The following is a 20,865-nucleotide window of genomic DNA, read 5'->3' on the forward strand; positions in this document are numbered from 1 at the left end:
GAGGATGCAAGCTGCTTCCTCTTTTTATGAGCGTTAAACCGGCTGAGTGGTCAATGATAGCGACTCTAAGACCGTTAAGATTAATTCCGTTGTTTCAATACTGGAAAAAACCGGGATATGGATATTCAAGGCTTCATCCCGAATCCTGATGGCGTCTCCGCTCGCGGTATCAGACAAGTTAGTGATGTTAACGACCAGAACGATTTTATGCTGGCGAATTTTCTCGAGCAGGTTATTGGGCTCTGAATGGACCTTGCTGACCACGCCAGTAGTAATACCAGCCTCGGCAAAAACGTTGGCCGTTCCCTCAGTTGCCACAATTTTGAACCCCAACCGGTCAAATCGTTGTGCCAATGCTGTCATCTTCTCCTTATCCTCGTCTCTGACCGAAATAAAGATTGTCCCAAAACTAGGAATGCGGAGCCCGCTTGCCTCATAACCCTTATATAAGGCCTTGGCCAATTGGGTATCCCGACCTGTAACCGCCCCCGAAGACTTCATTTTAGAATCAAAGGTGTTGTCGCTGTTGTAGTCAACATAGGAAAAGACCGGCATTTTGACGTAAATAAAGTTATTTGAAGGCCAAAGTTTACTTCTGTAATCAAGCTCTTTTAGCTTCTGACCAGTTAAAACCGCAGTGGCGCAGGCCGTAATATCTTTACCAAGGGACTTGGACAAGAAAGCAACATTATGTCCGGCAAAGGGTTTAACTTGTAAGAGGTAAATGTTTTTAGCAGCAGTCAAAAAATGTAGTGTGAAGATACCGCGCATGTGCACGCGTTTAATTAAATCAACCGCGTATTCCAGTAACAGTTTCTTGTTTGTTTTGGAGAGGGTTTGGGGTTTGAAAACGGCAATCGAATCAGAAGCATGAGATCCAGTCTGTTCTAGGTGTTCGATAATGCCCGGAATGGTAACATCTTGGCCATCAGAGATGGCGGTAATTTCATACTTGTTGCCTTCAATGAAATGCGATAAAGAAATCTTTGATAATTGGTTTTCAGCCAGATATTTTTTAAGGGCCGGTCGATCATAAACGACGGCCGACTTTTGTTTAACCCCCTGATTGTTAAAGCCACCGACCAAAATTGGAAAGTCGTGTGTATTGACGAAATTCTTGGCTTCACTGCTGTCCACCGTAGTCAAAAGTGGATTTTGCTTTAGGGTCTTCATGGGTCCGGTTAGAACTTGCTCAATTCGGTCTTTGGGGTTAACGCCATGCGTTCCAAGTACATTTAACCCGTACTCAACTAGCTTTTTACCCAGAGCATTGACCTCCTTACCCGAGAATTGCAGGAGGACATCTTTAATCTGCTCTTTAGCAGCGATATTCAGAATATTTTCAACGGAAATCGGTTCAAAGTATACCTTGTCTGCCCTGCGGTAGCTGGTAGCCACAGATTCATCATTGTTAGATAAAAGGACTGTGTCATAATTATTATTATGTAAAGTATCTAGTGCATGACTAATCATGTAATCGAACTCATTGGTGACTGAAACCTGCAGTGGTAGCATGCCCACTACCAGTATTTTTTGGTTAGCAGTAGGTGGTGCTGATTCATCCTCTACGTCATAGGCACTATAATAGGCCTGAACGCGCGGAGCGTAGATGCCGGCAGAGCCATCAATGCGCAGGTATGATGGTTTGAGCTGCAATTTGGCAAGTCGCTTTTTTAAGGTATCCAGGTTAATTGCGGTTAGCTCAGAAATAACTACGTTGGTAAAGCCACACTTTTTGGCTTCTAGTAGTAATTCATCCGTTACCTCTGCCTCACTTAACTGGCAACTAATTTTGGCCAGATGTTCCAGCTTTTGGTAGTAGACGGGATGAATGAAAATCAGGTGTTGCAACTCCTGATAGTTAAGGCCTTTGGAGATTGCCGCAAGTACCTTAATGAGGTGTAGTTCATCGGGATGTAAAAGATCCTGGATGATTTCATCTTTTTCCTTGGCTTTTTCTCGGCGAAAAACGCTTAACGCAATCTGCGTATTTATCGTTGACGTTAAGCCCTTCATAAAGGCCGTTTCAAAGTTGCGGCCAATTCCAATGGTTTCCCCACTAGCCTGCATTCGATTACCCAAATTGTAGTGATTGCAGCCAGATTGAATTAGTGACCAAAACGGCATTCTGATTGCTACCTTATCAAAAGTAGGTTCAATGGCAGCCGAGAGTCCTGATAAGGGGTCAGTAATTTCATTAAGGTGGTAACCAATCGCCACCTTGCAGACCACATAGCCCACGCTGTAGAGCGCAGTCCGTTGCACCCAAATAGCGCTGCGAGTTAGACGTGGCTTAATGGTTAAGATTTTGACGGCAAACTTGGTGCCCTCATGCCTAACTGCAAAGTGCATATTTAAAACTCCAACCATTTCGAGACCGTTAGCAATCTGCTGGGCAATTTGGCGGATTTTTTGTACCTGGTCATTGTTCAATGTTAGTGCTGGCATAACTGCAGCAGAGTCACCTGAATTAATCGATACTGGTTCAATGGTATCAGCTAAACCGGTAATGAGGGTATTGCCATTGCGATCGCGGATAATATTCAGGATGACCTCTTCCCAGGCTGATAAATCTTCCGTTAACTGGTAGCGGTCAGCTGAAAAGTCTTCGTTTTGCCGTTCTTTTTTGAAGTATTCAACTACTGCTTGAGCATTGGCAAATACAGCCTGTTTGTTGTGCTGGTAGTGCTCTTCCTTAATAACTAAGACCGGAAAAATCACGCGAGCAGCTAGTTGTTGTTCCAAATCATTGCTGGCAAAGTCAGATAGCTTCCAGTAGCGATTAACCGTCAGCTCGTTTTGCTCTAAAAAAGTCGCCATTTGTTGGTGGCTGTGCAGCCTTAGGGTCTGTTCATTAAGCGTCAACAAACGGATGCCCATCTGGTTAAGGATACCGTCATGAACCAATTCACGGGTTACCTTAAGTCCCATTGTTGATCCATAAGCTGGCATGATTGCACTCGGTTCTTCCATGCGGATAATTCGTTTGAGAAAGTCCAGCGACATGGGTTCCAGGTAGACGGTTACCCCAGGCTGTTTGTCAGTTGAAATAGTGGCCGGGTTGGGGTTCACTAGAATGACCTGAATGTCTTCTTCTAAAAGAGCCCTAATTGCATCTGAGGTTAAAACATCTGTTTCAGAGACATTACCAATTAGCGTTGGCCCTGAACCGATAATTAAAATTTTGGTCAAGTCGTTTTCTAAGGGCATCTTTACACCATCATCTTTATAAAATCATCAAAAATACTAATTGCATCTAAACTGCCAGGAGCCCCTTCGGCATTGAAGGCAGTCGCAATGACTTTATGCTTCTGGTTGCTGAAACCGGCAAGCAATTCAGTGTGCAGGTCGTAAAATTCTTCTGCCATTTCAAGCTGGACACTGCTGGGCAAAACCAATTGGTCAATATTCATGGTTACTTGCCAAATTTGATTCGAATTTTGCTCAATTATGGGATAGTTGGTGCCATTAAATACTTGTGGCAGCTCGACCAATTCAAAGTTGAGATAGTCACTGAGGGCCAAAAAGCCAAGTCCGATACCCCAAATCGGGTATTGTTGATAGAAGGCATCAAAAATTGGCTTGAGGTCTTCCTTAACCTCACTTACCTTGCCGGGGCCACCTGAAATAATGATCCCTTCCGGACGCAAGTTTTCAATGTCAGGTACGGAAACATTGCTAGGCAATACCGTTGCATTGATTTTGCGCAAAGATAGTTCGCGGAGCATGGAATGTTTGAGCCCTAAATCTACAATCGCAATCGTCTTACCAACATTAGGTACTGCATAGGCATTCTTAGTAGAAACGATGGCCGACTTGTTTTTAGGCAAAACTAAGGCCTTGATCTGGTCAAAGGCGTGTTCGTCATCGGTATCCATGATTGAAGCCTTAATGGTCTTTTGCTCGCTAAGACAGTGAACCAGAGCGCGCGTGTCAATATTGTAGATTGCCGGAATGTTTTTTTCTTGCAGAAAAGAAGCCAAATCTTGGAAGTTTTTGCTGTCGGAGATATTGCGGGCAATGTCATTAGCAATAATTCCCTTGACTGTGGGATTAATACTCTCATAGTCAATGGCATTAATGCCATTGCTACCGATCATGGGGGTCGTAAAAACAAGAATTTTGCCAGCATTGGTCGGGTCAGTCAAGGCTTCTTGGTAGCCAAAATTACCTGTCTGAATAGCTAATTCTCCAGTTGAAATAATGGCAGCGCCAAGTCCTTCACCAGCATATGAACTGCCGTTTTCAAGAATCAAATATCGTTTCATGTTATCACTGTGTTTCTCTTAATTCGGTCAAACGTTTACGAAAAATGGGCGGTACAGCTACTTTAAACTCGAGCTGCTCACCGGTTGTTGGTTGCGTAAAGCCTAAAGTTTGGGCGTGCAAAAACTGCCCCTGCCCTTGCAAAGTGTGGTGCGGACCATATAAGGGGTCACCTGCAACAGGATGGCCAATATAGGCAAGGTGAACTCTGATTTGGTGAGTCCGGCCAGTTTCGAGCTGGCAGGATAGCAGACTATAGCCCTTAAATTGTTCTAAAACCGTAAAATGAGTAACTGCGTTTTTCCCATTTTCAACTATAGCCATCTTCTTACGGTGGTAGTGGTCGCGGCCAATCGGCGCATCAATTAGGCCTGAGTCCTCATTGAATTTGCCATGGACGATTGCGAGGTATTGCCGCTTGTTACTTTTGCGGGCAAGCTGCCTTTCTAAACTTATCCGGGCCGGGCCATTTTTAGCTATCATTAAGAGCCCGGAAGTATCCTTATCAATCCGATGCACAATCCCAGGGCGAAACCCTTCCGGACTACTTGCCAGGTCTTTAGTATGGTACAAGAGCGCATTTACCAGAGTTTGGTCTGGGTGCCCGGCCGACGGATGCACGACCATTCCTTGGGGCTTGTTGACCACAATTACATCTTGGTCTTCATAAACAATATCAAGAGGAATATTCTCTGGCACTACATCTAATGCTTTAAGCGCTGGAACGGTTACCAGAATATGATCACCGGCTTGGACGTGGTAGGATACCTTGCTGCTTTTGCCGTTAACCAGCACCTGCTGGCTTTGAATTAAGTCTTTAATCTTGCTACGAGACAAGTCGTTGATCTGCTCGGCCAGTAACTTATCTAGCCGTCCCCGGTTATCCTCTATGTGGAATTCATAACGATTAGGCATGACTTGGATCACTTTCATCAAAAAACAGCAGATAAATAAAGACTAGAATGATGCCAACTGTAATAGCGGAATCGGCAATATTAAAAATATTGAAGCGCACAAAGTCTACCTGAATCATGTCAATTACGTATTTCAAGTGGATTCGGTCCAGCAGGTTACCAATAATTCCCCCTAGAACAAGCGCTACACCGTAGTTAAAAAGTTTACGCTGTTTTTTGACCTTGAAGAGGTAATATAGGCAGATGATAATTGCGACCGCACTAATAATATAGAAGAGCCACATTTGGCCGGTTAAAATATTCCAAGCAGCGCCGTCGTTTTGCACATAAGTAAACGAAAGCAAGTTGGGTATAACCGAATGAACCTCACCCAGTTGATAGTTTTGCGCAATATAGTTTTTTAAGCCCTGGTCAGCACCAACAACCAGCAAAGTAATAAGTAAGTATAAAAATTGCATCTGTAAATTTAAAATAAACCGCTAATCTTGCCATCATTGTCTACGTCAATATCAAGTGCCGCGGGTTGTTTAGGTAAGCCTGGCATGTCTAAAACATGACCAGTAGTAACAACGATAAAGCCGGCTCCATTCTTTAGACTGGCACCCTTGACGTGTAGCGTAAAGTCAGTTGGAGCACCCAGCAACTTTTGATTATCCGTAAATGAATATTGGGTTTTGGCGATAATAACGGGTAATTTATCCTTTCCCATTTTGACTAGTTCGTCAATGTCTTGTTCAGCTTGCTCTGAGTACTCGACCTGACTGGCATGATAAATCTTTTTAGCCACCTTAGCAATCTTACTTTTGACTGCATCATCCGCCTGATAAGTGGACTGCAGCTCAACGTGACCAGTATTGGCTAAGTTAACCACTGCCTTTGCAGCTTCAACTCCTCCGCTTGAGCCCTGCTCGTGATAGTCAACTACCCGAGCATCAATGCCCTGGTCCCTGACTAGGTTTTGCAATAGCTCAAGTTCCGCCTGAGTATCAGTGGCAAAGTGGTTAATCAGAACAATGACTGGAACACCGTAATTCTTCATGTTTAACATGTGGCGTTCGAGATTCTTGAAGCCCTCACGTAAAGCAGGAAGATTTTCTTCATTTAGCCGGTCTGTAGTACCCTCGGCTTGGTATTTCAAGGCTCGTACGGTCGCAACCACAACACTGGCATCAGGTTTTTTCTCCAAATGATTGGCAACGAAATCCATGAACTTTTGACCGCCAAGATCGCTGCCAAAACCAGCTTCAGTTAAGACGTAGTCACTAAGGTGTAATGCCAAGTTAGTAGCAATGACTGAGTTAGCCCCATGAGCAATATTAGCAAAGGGTCCGCCGTGCAATAATGCCGGAGTATGTTCGATTGTTTGTACTAAGTTGGGTTTTAAAGCATTGGCTAGCAGTGCCGCAATTGCCCCTTCAAAGCCGAGATCCTTAACATAAACGGGTTGTTCAGCCCTGCTGTAGCCGACTAGCATCAAGCCAATCCGCTGCTTAAGGTCAGCAATATCCGTTGCCAGACAGAGAATTGCCATCAACTCGTTGGCAACTGTAATGGCAAAACTCGACTTGTGTTCAATTCCATTGAACTTTGAGCCCTGACCAATAGTAACCTGGCGCAGACTACGATCATTAACGTCAATTCCGCGCTTTAACAAGATGCGGTCTGGATCCAGACCAACTTCATTACCCTGATAGATATAATTATCAACCAAGGCTGCCAACGTATCAATCGCAGCCGTTAGCGCATGCATGTCGCCAGTAAAGTGCAAGTTGATGTCTTCCATCGGGATCACTTGCGCCTGGCCACCGCCAGTGGCGCCACCCTTTAAACCAAAGACTGGGCCCATTGAAGGTTCACGTAAAGCTATCATTGTCTTTAGGTGCAGGCGCTGATTAATTGCATCCCCCAAACCAATCGTCATTGTCGATTTGCCTTCACCAGCAGGTGTTGGAGAAATAGAAGTTACCAGGATTAACTTGCCTAAGTCTGGGCTAGCCATTGCCTTTTTAATGGCTGGCCAATTGAGTTTAGCCTTATCTACTCCATATGGTTCAAGGTCCGTGGCGGATAGTCCAACTTGGCTTGCGATTGTGCTAATCGGTAGTGCTACTGCTTCCTGTGCAATTTGGATATCTGTTTTCATTGCGCATGCTTCTTTCTATATACATAAATTAAACGATCATTTCATCAATTGCCTTTGCACGATTAGAATTTAGGTCCCACCTTTTTCTTAATTACCTTAATTATAACAAAGATTGTTTAAGATTTATTGATTGTTGATTAGCGGGCTATTGGTAAAAGAAAAACCAAAACAAATTTAGCTGTTTTGGTTTAGAAAAGATCGTGAGTAAGTTATTGTCCCGGCAGTTGGTAAAAATTTTAAAAAGCAGATCATGACTAACCCTTGTACTCAATTCTCAATAAGTGGTACTTTTCAAGGGAATCTACCTGGATCCGGTATATCCGGAAGAAGCTCCAGCAATGGATTAACTCGGGTTCCACTTTACTGCTCATCTTGGCCTTGTAGGGCAATTTTAAACCCTGCTTGTTCCAATAGGAATTAATTAGCGTATAGCCGGTTAACAGCAAAAATAAGCTTCCCCAAATAATGGCAGGCCAGTTAAGGCTTTGGGTGCCCTCGTAAAGCATAATCATACTGATGAGGAGGACAATTAAGAGCCAGCTATAATAAACTAACCCCACCCGGCCCAAAATAATAAAGTGTTTCTTATTCATCAACTGCACCTCTAATATCTGATTTTGACAGCTAAATTGCTGTGACTACTAGTGTCATACAAGGTCTTCAAATAGTTGCTAAAACGCGGCATGGCTGCTACTAACGTGCGATACTCGGCTGAATCATAAAGCTGGTTGAGGGCCGGTTTACTAAGATGGTTGTGGCCCGTAAAGTAGTTATAATTCATTTCAAGAAATAAATGATTAACCCGGCTTAGTAGCGGAGACTCACTCTGACTGGCTGCGGCCTGGCACAGTGACTGATTGCTAAGGTTGCGTAGCTGAAGATCCTTTAAGTATTGGTGAAAATGAGTCAAAGTATAGTTCTGCTGCTCAATCTTTGTTAAGTATGGGTTCATGTTGAAAATCTGGCGGTGGTATGCGATTTCGTCTTGATTTACAGCAACGATACCATAGGCCTGGTCATAGGAACAAAAGCTGGAAGTCACAATTTCAGTTGTTGGCGTCGGGGCTTGTGGTCCTAAAATATTCTGGGCATGGATATGGCCTGAAAAAGCCACCTTGATGTCATAATCCTGACATATCCTGCGCAGGGTTTGCGCATTGTTTAAGACAAAGCCGCGGTTAACTGCGGGGTTATGAGCATAGAGGTTATGGTGCATAAAAAGCAGCGGACGCAGTTGGTGTTTTTGCGCATAAAGTAGTTGTTTTTTTAACCACACCAACTGGTCTTCGCTAATCTCCCCTGCAGTGGCCGGCGCACTACGACCTTCTTCTTGGCCATAAAAGTTTGAATCAAGCAGTAAGAGTAGGTATTGCGGGTTGAGCTGCACGCTATAGGCCAAAGAATGTGGGTCTTCATCCAGGGCACAATCATATGAGGGCTGAAAGCTTGTGTGCCACTCACTAGGGCTAATTTGACTAGTATAGAGCTGGTCTTCGCCTTTAAATTGGCGGGCCCAACCATCAAAGAGATCATGGTTGCCGGGTACCACCAATAACTTGGTGGTGGTCAGTTCACTGAAAATTTCCTGAAACTTTTGAGCAGACAGTAATTCACCGTTAAAAGTGACGTCACCGGTAACAATAATTGCGGCCGGCTTTTGGTCATTGGCCATCCGGCAAAAGGCACTCAAGGCTGACTCCTGGTATGCCAAGTCTTTGCCCTGACTCGTATTTTGGATCAACTTAAAAGCTGCCCCGTTATCATGCAAACTGTCAGCAATTAAATGGGTATCGGTAATTATCCAAAATTCAGCATTGGTCTGGTCTGTAATCATTTTTGTTTGGCCGCCCAATATTGGTAAAAGTCGACCCGGAGGTTACCATTGAAGAGTTTCCGTTTCTTGGTTGCTTTTTTACCAAAAAAAGTTTCGAAGGCAGGATCGCCGACTAGGTAATATTGGCTGAAACTGTCATATTTACTCAGGACCTCACCCATCTGGGTGTAGAGCTCCTCGGCTGTCTTCTGGTCTTTCAGTCGCATACCGTATGGAGGGTTAGCGATAATCACCCCATTTTCCAGATCGGTGGCAAAGTCTTTGACGGCCAGCTGCTTGAAGTAAATATCCTGCAAAACGCCAGCATTATTGGCATTGAGCTTGGCAATTTCCAAAATTGACTGGTCGATGTCACAAGCCCAAATGGGCTGTTCCAGTTCTTTTACCATGGTTTTGGCGGCATTAACGGCTTCTTGATGGAGGTTTTCGTCAAACCAGTCAAAGCCATCAAAGGCAAAATCCCGCCATGTTCCCGGAGCGATATTTTTACCGATTAATGCGGCCTCAATAGCCAAGGTACCTGAACCGGTCATCGGGTCAATTAGCGGGTGGCTGCCGTCAAAGGGGGTCAATTTAAGGAGGCTGGCCGCAAAATTTTCTTTCAGCGGCGCGCCCCCGTGTTCAATCCGATAACCGCGCTTAAATAGACTCGCTCCACTAGTATCAAGAGAAATACGGGCCTGGTCCTTGTACAGATGAACATCTAGCGGGTAAAAATTACCGCTTTCGGGCAAAAATCCCCGCCGGTGGTACTGGTCCGACATCTTGTTAACAATCGCCTTTTTGACGATTGATTGGATACCGGGTTCAGAATGCAGTTTTGAGCGCACCGACCGTCCTTGAACTGGAAACTTGGCATCAACGGGCAATAATTCTGCCCAGTCAAGGTCATAGACCTGGTCATAGAGCGTTTCGAAGTCGGTCGCCGTGAACTCCTTCAGCAGAATCTTGACCCGGTCAGCCGTCCTTAGCCACAGGTTGGTCTTGACGATATCTTCTTGGGTCCCCTTAAAGAAAACACGACCGTTTTCGGTCTGTGTTTCATAGCCCAAAGCTTGTAGTTCTTTAGCTACAACACTCTCAAAGCCCGCACCCATGGTCGTATAAAGTTGGTATTGTTTCATTAATTAACTCTTTCATTTTTAAAAAAAAGCGCTGAGCCCTTTGAAAAGCTCAACGCTGCCTGTGCAAATTTCTATAAGCCACGTTCTGTTCAGGTGATTTTTGGCAAAATCACCGTTGGCAGCCATCTATCTTTGCTATTGACTAGCAATCCAACCTTTAGTTCATTTTCAGCGGTTGAGACGCCCCCACCAAATTTGGGTTGCACGCTCGCAGGGTTTACCTCGTTCCACCAGTAGCGTTTCCGCTCCTGCTTCGTCACTGTGGCACTTTTCAGAATATTCATGCATATCTTGCGACTTAGCACTTTTTTCGCCGTAATCAAAAATCCTTTAGCTTATTGGGCTAAATACGAGCACTACAGACATCGCAGTCTGTGCGTGCGTGGACTTTCCTCAGCTCAGTCACAAGGACCAAACCGCGACTGCCCAAAATTTGCACTAGTAAAAATTATACCAGAGCTTAGTCCTTTTGTAACCCATAAACTCGTTGTTCGAGGTTGTACACCTTACGTTCAAGTGTAGAGATACGTTGGATAATGGCCATGTTAGTCGAATTTTCTGCTTCCGCGGCGGTACTGTCTTGACTATCAGAATGCTTAGTCGGAGTGTATCTTTTAACCCTTTCGGCATGCTCTTGCGGCTCTTCAGGTGTTTGGGGTTCAGTCGCAGAACGGTCATGATGTTGGTCATCCATTAGTTCGCGCTGCAGTTTGCCAATTTGCCCGTATAAGTCTTCGATGATCTGCTGGAAAGTATCATAATCATCGATTACCTGGTCCAAAAAGGTGTCAACTTCCTCTGGATCAACGCCCTTTACCTTGGTTCTGAATTCCTTTTTTAAAATATCATCTGTCGTTAATTTAACATTTTTTATATCTGTCATATCAGACAACTCCTTTATCAATCCTCTTTATTCTAGCAAAAAGAATAACGGCTTAAAACTAAAAACCTCACTTTAGGAAAAGTTTTAGAAATTTATTCATTAAATTGGTCTTCCTGGTCCGACTGATATTCCTCGGCAGTATCCTGGAGATCATAAAAATCGATTAAGTCTAGGGGATATTCCTTGGTTTCTTGGTATTTTTTGATTAAATGATAGTCAAACTGAGGTTTGCCCGGCTGCTCCTCATCATACAGTAGCAAGGCTCGGTCGGTGTGGAGAAGCATGAAGTTCTGGTAATTGCGGAGCTGGACAGGGCTTTGATATGGTTGGTTAGAGGTAGCCGCAAAAAAATCTACCGCTTTTTTTAACTGCAGAAACTTACTTTGATTGACCTCATTCCAGCGGCTAGCAAATTCCTCGTAAGGAATAAGCATTGCGACCCGCAGAGGATACTCCTTACGCAGCTCAATTGCAACTTCACTAGCCCATTGTTCAACGCCCAGATTAGCACCAGTGATGACCCAATCCAGCTGACTGTTGTCAAGTAAAGTGGTCAGGCGCTGGGTAAGCGCCAGCTTAATGATTTTGATTTTTGGATCCTGGTCGCCCAGAGTATTTAATTCGTAGTTGCGGTAACCGCTTACCCAAAGTCGTTGCATAATGAAAGAGGTGGCTCCTTGTTCAAAAACTTGTCCTTTATTGCTATAATGCTATCAGGAGTGAGATTGATGGTCAAATATCCAAGTGGCAGTGCTGCTGCATTACAAAAATTTACTAAGGTATCTCAAAAACGGGGAGAATCCCACCACCGCAAGGATGTTAGTTTTTCCGACCGTGGGATGACCCTTGAGCAAATGATTAATGAATCGAACAAATATTATCTGCTTAAGGAAGTTGCAGTTGTCCATAAAAAGCCCACACCAGTTCAAATCGTCAAGGTCGACTACCCTAAACGGTCGCGGGCGGTAATCAAGGAAGCCTACTTTCGGCAAGAGTCTACCACGGACTACAATGGTGTGTATAATGGTTACTACTTAGACTTTGAAGCTAAGGAAACCAAAAACAAGACCAGTTTTCCCTTGAAGAATTTTCATGAGCACCAGATTGTTCATCTGGAAAAATGCTTGAAACAAGCGGGTATTTGTTTTACAATTATCGGTTTCACCAGTCTTAACCGCTACTTTGTGACTCCAGCCAGTGCGGTGATCAAAGCATGGTGGACTAAAAGTAAAAGTTCTGTAACTTTAGCCGAAATCGAATCCTGGTCAGTTGAAATCGCGAGCGGTTTCCAACCTACCCTACCGTATTTAACGGCCGTGGATCAGTTTATTGCAGATAGGAAAAGTAACTAATGGCAAAAAATGATTATCATTCTACTAGTGGCCGTAAGTCACGCCAAGAATACCGCCATCACCAGTCTAAGCCGCGGTGGCGGCGAATTTTAAAGTGGCTGTTTTTAGGCGTCTTTCTGATCTTAGTGTCGGGGGTTGGCCTCTTTGCATACTATGCTAAGGATGCCCCTAATGTCAGCAAGGCTCAACTTGAAAGTGGCGGCTCTACCGGATTGTACACCAAAAGCGGTAAGTTTATCTTAGCTCTAGGCTCGGGCAAAAGAATTTACGTCAAGGACAGTCCAGACTTGCAATTGTTAAAAGATGCGATTGTTTCCGTTGAAGACAAGCGCTTTTACAAGGACAAGCTGGGAATTGATCCGATTCGTATTGCTGGGTCAATGCTAACTAACGCTCAAAGTAAGAGTATTGCTGCCGGAGGATCGACAATTACGCAGCAATTGGTCAAGCTGACGGTCTTTTCAACTGATGCGCCTGCCCAAAGGACGCTGCGGCGCAAGGCCCAGGAAGCCTGGCTGGCGATGCGAGTGCAGCGCGAGTATAGCCATGACGAGATTTTAGAATTTTACATTAATAAAGTCTACATGAATTATGGTAATTACGGGATCGGGACGGCTGCTGACTTTTACTATGGTAAAAAAGTTGGTCAGCTAGACCTCGCCCAAACTGCTTTACTTGCCGGAATGCCGAATCGGCCGACCGCATACAACCCCTACACATACCCCAAATATGCTAAATATCGCCGCAACCTTGTATTGAAGGCTATGCTGGATAATGAAAAAATCACTCATCAGCAATATGTTAAGGCGAAAAAAGAAAGTATCAAAAAAGGGCTGAAGCCGTACAAGCAAGAGGCGCAATCAAACTTGCGAAAAATCGATGATCCATACATCAAAGAAGCAATTGCGGAGGTTCGGGCGAAGGGCTTTGACCCCTATCGTGACAACCTAAAAATCACTGTTAATATTGACCAAAAGGCTCAAAACAAGCTTTATGAACTTGCCAATAACGGACAGGTGCCCTTTACTAATGACCGGATGCAGATTGGTGCTACCGTGGTTGATCCCGAAAATGGTCATGTTGTCGCCATTCTTGGTGGGCGCCACTTACCTTCGACGGTACAACTAGGACTCGATCGGGCCGTCCAGACAAGCCGGTCAACCGGTTCTTCGATTAAACCTGTGTTGGATTATGGACCGGCAATTGAATACTTGAATTGGTCCACGGCCAAGGTGCTTAATGATAGCAAGTACACTTACCCGGGGACCAATATCCAACTCTATGACTGGGATAACAAGTATGATGGCTTAATGAATATGCGACATGCGCTTGAGCAATCGCGCAATGTCCCCGCTGTTAAAACCTTGAAGGCGGTTGGAGTCAAGCGGGCGGGCCGGTTCGCTGGTAAGCTGGGGATTACTATCCCCAAGGATGCTGGTCTGTCAGTTGCCATTGGTGCAGAAGCATCTAGTTTGCAGATGGCAGGTGCCTTTAGTGCCTTTGCCAACATGGGGGTTTACCATAAGCCGCAATTTGTTTCGAAGATTGAAACTCCCGATGGATTAACGAGAAACTATGATTCCGAAGGCATCCGGGTCATGAGCAAGTCGACGGCTTATCTGATTACTGATATGCTAAAGGGAGTTATCAAACGAGGATCTGGTACCAATGCCCAAATCAAGGGCCTCTACCACGCTGGTAAGACTGGATCAGTCAAGTATTCTGAACAAGACTTGGCCCGCTACCCAAGCTATGCCGCAACTCCCAAGGATTCGTGGTTTGTTGGTTATACCCAGAGCTACACGCTCGGTATCTGGACCGGTTACGATAATCTGAAAGATGGGACGATATCTGGTATTGGGCAGCAATCAGCTCAGCTTTTTTATAAAAATATGATGTCTTATCTGATGCGCAATAAGCAGAATGTCAATTGGCAAAAACCAGACTCTGTGGTACGGGCCAAAATTGCCAAAAATTCTAATCCACCTGAAGTTTCTAGCAACGGTGAATGGCAGTTGTTTGTTCGTGGCCATGCTCCGGCTGGGATTGTTGATGACCCCAGTGATTATGATGAGGAAGACGAAGCAACAAAAAATAATAATTCCGGGTCAGCCAACAATACGGAAGCTAGTCGATCAACCGTAGAACGCCATAATGGGTCTCCTAAGCAAGCTAAAGAAAATCAAACTAACACTAATTCTACTAACAAAAAGAAGATCAAGCCAAAGGAACCTAGCGAACAACCCAAACCACCTGAGGCGAATAACAATCAGGATGATTCAGATGCCGGTAGTGGAACTACAGACAATCAGACGAGTAACAATAACCATTGATAACATTATAAAAACCACATCAAAATGATGTGGTTTTTACTTTACCTATTTTTGCTGGAGGTAGCTATAAGGATCGTCTTTGTCGCGAGCCGTCATCGAATAGCGGCCAAATAAAATCATGGCGTGATGAGTTTGAATCCACTCTTCAGGGGGCAAAATTTCCTCCAACCGTTTTTCGATTTCTGCGGGTTTAGCCGTTTGACTGACAATCTGAAATCGCTTGGAGATCCGTGCTACATGTGTGTCTACGGCAATCGCCGGAATGCCATAACCGTCTGCCAAGACAACATTGGCAGTCTTCTCTCCTACTCCCGGTAAAGTGACCAGGGCCTTTTTGTTAGCAGGAATTTGGCCATTGTATTGCTCGACCAAGATGGTAGCCATTGCCTTAAGGTGCTTGGCTTTAGAATGAAAAAGACCAATCTGGGCAATGTGTTCTTCAATGTCTGCTATTAAGGCCTGGGCTAAAGACTGGGGATTAGGGTAATCTGCGATAAAGCGCGGCATAATCCGATTAACCATCTTGTCGGTTGTTTGAGCACTCATCAAAACAGCACACAGCAAGTGGAATTTGCTGTCCCAGATCAGTTCACTCTTAGCATTTGGGTACAGCTCATTAATTCTTCTAAGTACTTTACGTGCCTCTGCAGTAGTCAATAATTTTGCTTCAGTCATTATCGGTTCCTCTGTAAAAATTTTTGTACTTCACTGCTTGTCTTTAAGTTGTGGCGTTGCCAATTGAGCAAAATGCGGTCAACATACTTGAGGCTGTATGCTTGGGCTAGTACGGCTTCTCTTAGCGCCAGTTTGATTATTTCTGGATCATAATGGTCCACATTTAGCCAGGCATCGACCTCCTCGCGTTCGATGGGACTTAGGTAACGGCCGAATTCTATTTCAAATTGACGCATTAGCTGGTTTAGTTGACTATTGTCGACTGCAGCAATTGTTTGTTCTGTATGCTCGCCCTGCTTGAGTGTCCCGAGCTGTTGGGTTAGGAATTCATCTATTTTGGTGTACAGCTGATTAAGCTCATAGACATTGCCAATTCTACCATTATCATCAGTGACCTGGGCGATGGTCAAATATTTTTGTTCAATTAATTGTTGAATGAGGCTTGCCACTTCTGCAGTCGAAAAATTAGTGTTGGCGGCTAATTGCTCATTTGAGGGAAAAGGTTCGTTTTTTTGGCTGAACATTTCCAGCTGAATAATCAGAATAAGCTCGGCGTCACTAATTTTAAGTTGCGGATAATAGGCGAGCAACCCATTGCTAAAGGTGGTAAAACCTAATATACGATAATCATTGTAATGCAAGTTCATGCTCCCTTTTAAAAAAAGTTGAACTAAGTTACCTAGTTCAACTTTTGAAAATATTTGGTTAGCTTAACTTTAAGGCTGAATGCGGTTGATCATTCGTGGGAACGGAATTGCTTCCCGGACGTGGTCCAACTTACAAATCCAGGCGATTACCCGTTCAAAGCCCATGCCAAAGCCGGAATGAGGCACACTACCATACTTACGTAAATCCATATACCAACTGTAGTCCTGCTCATTCAACCCTGCTTCCGCAATCTGCTTGTTCAAGGTTTCATAGTCACTTTCACGCTCTGATCCGCCCATAATCTCGCCATAACCCTCAGGTGCTAATACGTCGGCACAGAGGTACTCTTTTGGATTATCAGGGTTCTTCTTCATGTAAAACGGCTTAATGGCCGTTGGATAGTTGACAATAAAGAATGGTCGGTCGAATTGTTCAGAAATAAAAGCCTCGTCTGGGGCACCGAAGTCATCGCCCCACTTAAAGTCGCGTCCGTCTTCTTGCAGTAGCTTGACTGCATCATCATAGGAGAGTCTAGTATAGTTACCTTCAGCTGCTGGTGCTAACTTCTTAGGGTCGCGCTCAAGCAGCTCGAGTTCATACTGGCAATTTTCTAGGACTTGTTTAATTACATAAGCTAGGAAACGTTCTTGGAGGTCGAGCGATTCATCTTGGTGCATCCAAGCCATCTCAGGTTCCATCATCCAAAACTCAGTTAAATGGCGTCTAGTTTTAGATTCTTCTGCTCTAAAGGTCGGACCAAAGGTAAAGATCTTGCCAAAAGCTTCTGCCCCGACTTCGCCATATAGTTGGCCGGATTGTGATAGGTACGCATCTCCACCAAAGTATTCGGTATGGAATAATTCAGTCGTTCCTTCGGGCGCAGAATGCATAAAAATTGGGGCATCGAACTTAACGAAGCCTTCTTTTTCAAAGAAGTCAACAGTTGCCTTGTATACCGCGTTACGAATACGCATAATTGCAAAGGGACGTCTACTTCTTAACCAGAGATGGCGGTGATCAAGTAAGAACTCGATGCCATGTTCCTTGTTACCAATAGGGTAATCTTCCGTGTTAGTAACCAGCTCTAAATCAGAAATTTGCAATTCATAACCAAAGTGCGACCGTTCATCTTGGTGGACGGTGCCCGTCAGATAAAAGCTGGCTTCCTGGTGCAGGGACTTGGCAGTTTCAAAAACTGCTTCAGAGACATCATTTTTTCTGATGACCCCCTGGAAAAAGGCGGTCCCATCACGCAATTGTAAGAATACAATTTTGCCGCTAGAACGCTTGTCAGTCAACCACACGTGCATCTTAACTGTTTCATCGACATGCTGGGAGCAATCTCTGATTGAAATTAATTTTGTCATATCTTTCGTCTACTTTCCATATCGTATCAGCTTAATAATACCAAAGATTTTTAAACTTGGCGACCTAACCAATTAAATTTCCGTTCTTAAAGTCATATAACCGGTAATGGTAGGATCCAGCATAATTTTTGGAGGTTGTTTCCCAAACTGCCCGCCCGCGGTACCAACCTAGATTTACCTTGGTAATCTTTTCACCAGGGGTCTTAGCAGTAAATTTAGCCCTAATTGCCGCCTCGCTAAGCCCTTTTTGGGCCGGTAAGAGGTAGGCTCGTTTAGAACCAGGCAAATAAACAAAGTAATATTTTTGCTTATTTTTACCCACGCCCATTAAGGCGTAACTGTTAACGCCACGATCCAGGTGATAATTTTTGGTAATAGTGGTAATTGGTGTTTTTTGCCTGGCCACACGGTTAATTTCTTGTGTTTGGCTGCGCTCTGGCCTGCTTGCTCGGTAGAAAATAACTAGCGTGGCAAAGTATAGCAGCACCAAAGCTGCCACCAGCCAGGCAACAACTTTAATGGTCTGTCTTGTATCGTCTTTTATCATAGTTTTCCAACTTTTTTCGTACTTCTTTTAAACTGATTTTTTGCGCTTCTACCGGAATGGCTTGTAAAAATACTTTACCATAATCTTTGGTCCAAAGGCGTGAATCGAGGACTAAAAATTGCCCCTGGTCTTGTTCGCCGCGAATCAGCCGCCCCATTCCTTGCCTGAAGCGGATAACGGCCCGGGGCATCGTATCGGCTTGAAAAACATTGATTCCGCGATCTTGGAGCTGCTTCTGGCGAAGCCTGACCTCTGGTTGGTCGGGCGATTCAAAGGGCAACTTGGCCGCAATTACCAAGTCAACACCGCATTCATGGAAGTCAATTCCCTCCCAAAAACTGTCAGCACCAAGAATAATGGCCTTTTTGGCAATGGCGAAACGTTTGGAAATCCGATTATTAGAACCTGAAACGCCCTGCGCCAAAATTTCAAAATCACGTAAATTAGGCGAGTTCAAAATCGTCCGGAACACTTCTCTGATGGTGTCTAAATTAGTCATTAGGACGAGCACATGATTTTTGTGGTTTAAGTCATTTTCAATAAGCTGGGCTAAGACCCTATCGTAGCGCGAATTGTTGCTATCCGGTGCGTCAGTTACGGTCAGTACCTCCAAGTGCGCAGCTAACTTAAAGGTACTTTTGCCAAGATATGTTTGCGGCTGCAAGTCTGTTAGGGCTAGCTGCTTAATTGTGAACGTAAAATCGTTTTCACTGGTCAAAGTTGCACTGACAAAAGAAATATGATCAAAGCGGTCGTAGATTTGCTTTAGTTCACTGCTAGCATCAAGCATAATCCAGTTAAGGTTAGCACTTAAAGGATCCTGCGAGTTAGTCAAAGTGACAATAAATCCTTCTTGTTCCAACTTGTCTGCGCGATGCAATAAGTCAGACAATTGGTAGCTTTTAGAAACGTAAAAGTCCAACCGGTCAAGCTGAGTGGTCAGTTCGTTGAGCACGGCCTCTTGGTCAGCTGTAGAAGTGTCCAGATCATTTTCGAGTTTAAAGAGAATTTGGTTGGTTTTTTGCTGGACTTGCTCCAGCTTGCGTTGAAATTCAGTTAGTTTGGCCCGGAATTTCCCTTTTTTAGGGAATAAATCGGTCGTCTGAAAACTAAGTTGCACATTCCCGTTAGCCAGTGTGGTTTGGTTAACAGCTTTAGATCGCTTAGAATACAGCAAACGTTGCAGTTGATTGAGCACGTGGATGAGTTCACGGATAGCTGGGTTGATCTTTTCTAGTAAAAAATCGCACTGGACATCATTGCCATACTGACTGAGAATACTATCCTCAGCGTAATACAACATATTGCGCAGGTGGTTAAGCACGCCCCACAGCGCTTCAAACTGGAATGAGTCGTTGCGTGAATTAATCACGTTATCGTCGAAACGGTGTGCCTCATCGATGACTAGGTATGGATGTTGGCCCCAGATGGTGTCATGGTAGTGATTAGCCAAGTAAGCATGGTTAGTAATTAAAATATCGGCCTGTTCTTGCCTTTGGCGGGCCAGATTCCAGAAATCAGCCTCAGCAAAGCTGCTGGCAACGCGCGCATCGCCCGGATGGGTTATTTGGGTAAATAAAGGTGCCCGGTAGCTTGTCAATTGCAACTCATCCAGGTCACCGGTTTTGGTTTTGGTCAACCAGACCAAAATACGCATTTGCAAGATAAGGGTTAATTGGTTGTTGGCTCCCTGGTATAGGGTCTGATAAAAGCCATCGAGGTCAATATAATGGCTACTCGATTTAACTACCTCGGCGGTCAAGTCCAGACCAGTTACGTCTAGCAACTGCGGAATTTCATGGCCAATAATCTGCTCTTGCAAAACCTGAGTAGGCGTTGCAACTACCAACTTTCTTCCCGTATATAACTGGTAAGCATAGGCGAACAAGTAGGAAAAAGTTTTCCCCGTACCATTAGGTGCTTCGATCAATAGTGCCCGTTGGTCCGCTTCTTGTAAAAAGGCATTAATTTGATTGATTAAGTCGACCTGGGGCTTACGGTAGTTGATTTTTTCTTTAAATAAATTTTGTTTAACTTTATTTACCGGGAAAGTTGCAGCGGGCGCAGTCTGTTCGCGCCCATTTTTAGCAGTTTGCTTGCGCAGAACAATGGTACGAATTTGGCGATATTCCTTGCCAAGCGGCCGTTTTTGTTGACGCAGCTGATCAGCAATCTTAGTAAATACCCATGACGTGTCCCGGGTTAGGCCGTGACCTAGGGAACTGAGTGTATTTAGTGTTGCTTGGGGTAATTTTTCTAATTCAGTAATTGCCTTGATGAAGAGGACGGCGGTTCCATATGCATCAGAATCAGCCTTGTGCGGATTAAGGTGCTTAATTGCGAGTTGGTCAGTTAAGTCGCTTAACTTATAAGATGGTAAGGTTGGAAAAGCAATTTTAGTTAGTTCAACGGTATCAATTGCACGATTGGTCAGTGCTTCATAGCCGTGTTGAACAAGTTCATAATTTAAGAATGGTAAGTCGAAGTTAACGTTGTGGGCCACAAAGATGGTGTTTTTAAGAATTTTAATAATCTTCGGGGCATAGTATGAAAAATCATGCTGCTTCTCCACATCCACGTTATGAATATGTGTTAGGTTTTGCACGGCCAGTGGAATATCACGGTGGGGATTGATCATAAACGAGTAGGTTTTGACCACCTTCATATTCTTAATGATGGCGCACCCAAATTGAATGATGTGGTTATCATCCTCGCGTCGCGTCCCAGTAGTCTCAAGATCAACTACTGCAAAAGTTTCTTTAGTAAATGAGGTCATCTT

17 protein-coding genes and 1 other RNA gene are annotated in these 20,865 nt (G+C 44.3%); 2 read left to right on the forward strand and 16 right to left on the reverse strand.

Going from position 1 to position 20,865, the window contains the following annotated elements:
• Positions 1-33 precede the first annotated feature (33 nt).
• The 11 genes from carB to ACSYSN_RS03790 form a co-directional block, all read right to left on the reverse strand.
• Positions 34-3,210 (reverse strand): carbamoyl-phosphate synthase large subunit, encoded by a 3,177-nt coding sequence (gene carB, locus ACSYSN_RS03740; RefSeq protein WP_491712808.1) that lies wholly within the window; start codon positions 3,208-3,210, stop codon positions 34-36.
• A 2-nt stretch (positions 3,211-3,212) separates the two neighbouring features.
• Positions 3,213-4,268, reverse strand: coding sequence for a carbamoyl phosphate synthase small subunit (locus tag ACSYSN_RS03745; RefSeq protein WP_491712809.1), 1,056 nt, complete (start codon positions 4,266-4,268; stop codon positions 3,213-3,215).
• 4 nt (positions 4,269-4,272) lie between these two features.
• The gene (locus ACSYSN_RS03750; protein ID WP_491712897.1) at positions 4,273-5,181 is read right to left on the reverse strand and encodes an RluA family pseudouridine synthase; all 909 of its coding nucleotides are present in this window, start codon (positions 5,179-5,181) and stop codon (positions 4,273-4,275) included.
• Entirely contained in the window at positions 5,174-5,638 is a 465-nt protein-coding gene (gene lspA / locus ACSYSN_RS03755) for a signal peptidase II (RefSeq protein WP_317638193.1), read from the reverse strand. Before lspA ends, ACSYSN_RS03750 begins: the two co-directional genes overlap by 8 nt.
• Before the next feature lie 8 nt (positions 5,639-5,646).
• The gene (locus tag ACSYSN_RS03760) at positions 5,647-7,323 is read right to left on the reverse strand and encodes a formate--tetrahydrofolate ligase (protein ID WP_491712810.1); all 1,677 of its coding nucleotides are present in this window, start codon (positions 7,321-7,323) and stop codon (positions 5,647-5,649) included.
• Positions 7,324-7,577: 254 nt separating this feature from the next.
• The gene (locus ACSYSN_RS03765; protein ID WP_491712811.1) at positions 7,578-7,916 is read right to left on the reverse strand and encodes an acyltransferase; all 339 of its coding nucleotides are present in this window, start codon (positions 7,914-7,916) and stop codon (positions 7,578-7,580) included.
• Positions 7,917-7,927: 11 nt separating this feature from the next.
• Positions 7,928-9,157, reverse strand: coding sequence for a metallophosphoesterase family protein (locus tag ACSYSN_RS03770; protein ID WP_491712812.1), 1,230 nt, complete (start codon positions 9,155-9,157; stop codon positions 7,928-7,930).
• The gene (locus ACSYSN_RS03775) at positions 9,154-10,281 is read right to left on the reverse strand and encodes a THUMP domain-containing class I SAM-dependent RNA methyltransferase (RefSeq protein WP_491712813.1); all 1,128 of its coding nucleotides are present in this window, start codon (positions 10,279-10,281) and stop codon (positions 9,154-9,156) included. Before ACSYSN_RS03775 ends, ACSYSN_RS03770 begins: the two co-directional genes overlap by 4 nt.
• Before the next feature lie 69 nt (positions 10,282-10,350).
• Positions 10,351-10,715: RNase P RNA component class B (gene rnpB / locus ACSYSN_RS03780), an RNA gene on the reverse strand.
• A gap of 26 nt (positions 10,716-10,741) precedes the next feature.
• Positions 10,742-11,164, reverse strand: a complete 423-nt coding sequence (locus ACSYSN_RS03785) for a DivIVA domain-containing protein (protein ID WP_317638198.1) — start codon at positions 11,162-11,164, stop codon at positions 10,742-10,744.
• A gap of 92 nt (positions 11,165-11,256) precedes the next feature.
• Positions 11,257-11,823 (reverse strand): SLOG family protein, encoded by a 567-nt coding sequence (locus tag ACSYSN_RS03790; protein ID WP_317638199.1) that lies wholly within the window; start codon positions 11,821-11,823, stop codon positions 11,257-11,259.
• A 69-nt stretch (positions 11,824-11,892) separates the two neighbouring features.
• On the opposite strand from ACSYSN_RS03790, the gene recU reads away from it, so the two are divergent.
• Positions 11,893-12,516: a Holliday junction resolvase RecU gene (recU, locus tag ACSYSN_RS03795; protein ID WP_317638200.1), complete on the forward strand. Its 624-nt coding sequence runs from the start codon at positions 11,893-11,895 to the stop codon at positions 12,514-12,516.
• A complete protein-coding gene (locus ACSYSN_RS03800) occupies positions 12,516-14,849 on the forward strand; it encodes a transglycosylase domain-containing protein (RefSeq protein WP_491712814.1) in 2,334 nt (777 codons plus the stop codon). The genes recU and ACSYSN_RS03800 overlap by 1 nt, the downstream gene beginning before the upstream one ends.
• Before the next feature lie 45 nt (positions 14,850-14,894).
• On the opposite strand, the gene nth is transcribed toward ACSYSN_RS03800, so the two are convergent.
• The 5 genes from nth to ACSYSN_RS03825 form a co-directional block, all read right to left on the reverse strand.
• Positions 14,895-15,524 (reverse strand): endonuclease III, encoded by a 630-nt coding sequence (nth, locus tag ACSYSN_RS03805; protein WP_491712815.1) that lies wholly within the window; start codon positions 15,522-15,524, stop codon positions 14,895-14,897.
• On the reverse strand, positions 15,524-16,165 hold the full coding sequence (locus ACSYSN_RS03810; RefSeq protein WP_491712816.1) for a DnaD domain protein: 642 nt from the start codon (positions 16,163-16,165) through the stop codon (positions 15,524-15,526). Before ACSYSN_RS03810 ends, nth begins: the two co-directional genes overlap by 1 nt.
• A 75-nt stretch (positions 16,166-16,240) precedes the next feature.
• Positions 16,241-17,539, reverse strand: coding sequence for an asparagine--tRNA ligase (gene asnS, locus ACSYSN_RS03815; protein ID WP_491712817.1), 1,299 nt, complete (start codon positions 17,537-17,539; stop codon positions 16,241-16,243).
• A gap of 64 nt (positions 17,540-17,603) precedes the next feature.
• Complete coding sequence (locus tag ACSYSN_RS03820; protein WP_317638206.1) at positions 17,604-18,086, reverse strand: hypothetical protein; 483 nt, start codon at positions 18,084-18,086, stop codon at positions 17,604-17,606.
• On the reverse strand, positions 18,055-20,862 hold the full coding sequence (locus ACSYSN_RS03825) for a helicase C-terminal domain-containing protein (protein WP_491712818.1): 2,808 nt from the start codon (positions 20,860-20,862) through the stop codon (positions 18,055-18,057). Before ACSYSN_RS03825 ends, ACSYSN_RS03820 begins: the two co-directional genes overlap by 32 nt.
• Positions 20,863-20,865: the final 3 nt, after the last annotated feature.

The sequence above is a fragment of the Lactobacillus sp. ESL1191 genome (assembly GCF_058504435.1).

Bases quoted from the DNA above. Each gene is read 5' to 3' on its own strand.
- carB (WP_491712808.1), bottom strand. From the start codon at position 3,210: ATGCCCTTAGAAAACGACTTGACCAAAATTTTAATTATCGGTTCAGGG.
- ACSYSN_RS03745 (WP_491712809.1), bottom strand. From the start codon at position 4,268: ATGAAACGATATTTGATTCTTGAAAACGGCAGTTCATATGCTGGTGAA.
- ACSYSN_RS03750 (WP_491712897.1), bottom strand. From the start codon at position 5,181: ATGCCTAATCGTTATGAATTCCACATAGAGGATAACCGGGGACGGCTA.
- lspA (WP_317638193.1), bottom strand. From the start codon at position 5,638: ATGCAATTTTTATACTTACTTATTACTTTGCTGGTTGTTGGTGCTGAC.
- ACSYSN_RS03760 (WP_491712810.1), bottom strand. From the start codon at position 7,323: ATGAAAACAGATATCCAAATTGCACAGGAAGCAGTAGCACTACCGATT.
- ACSYSN_RS03765 (WP_491712811.1), bottom strand. From the start codon at position 7,916: ATGAATAAGAAACACTTTATTATTTTGGGCCGGGTGGGGTTAGTTTAT.
- ACSYSN_RS03770 (WP_491712812.1), bottom strand. From the start codon at position 9,157: ATGATTACAGACCAGACCAATGCTGAATTTTGGATAATTACCGATACC.
- ACSYSN_RS03775 (WP_491712813.1), bottom strand. From the start codon at position 10,281: ATGAAACAATACCAACTTTATACGACCATGGGTGCGGGCTTTGAGAGT.
- ACSYSN_RS03785 (WP_317638198.1), bottom strand. From the start codon at position 11,164: ATGACAGATATAAAAAATGTTAAATTAACGACAGATGATATTTTAAAA.
- ACSYSN_RS03790 (WP_317638199.1), bottom strand. From the start codon at position 11,823: ATGCAACGACTTTGGGTAAGCGGTTACCGCAACTACGAATTAAATACT.
- recU (WP_317638200.1), top strand. From the start codon at position 11,893: ATGGTCAAATATCCAAGTGGCAGTGCTGCTGCATTACAAAAATTTACT.
- ACSYSN_RS03800 (WP_491712814.1), top strand. From the start codon at position 12,516: ATGGCAAAAAATGATTATCATTCTACTAGTGGCCGTAAGTCACGCCAA.
- nth (WP_491712815.1), bottom strand. From the start codon at position 15,524: ATGACTGAAGCAAAATTATTGACTACTGCAGAGGCACGTAAAGTACTT.
- asnS (WP_491712817.1), bottom strand. From the start codon at position 17,539: ATGACAAAATTAATTTCAATCAGAGATTGCTCCCAGCATGTCGATGAA.
- ACSYSN_RS03820 (WP_317638206.1), bottom strand. From the start codon at position 18,086: ATGATAAAAGACGATACAAGACAGACCATTAAAGTTGTTGCCTGGCTG.
- ACSYSN_RS03825 (WP_491712818.1), bottom strand. From the start codon at position 20,862: ATGACCTCATTTACTAAAGAAACTTTTGCAGTAGTTGATCTTGAGACT.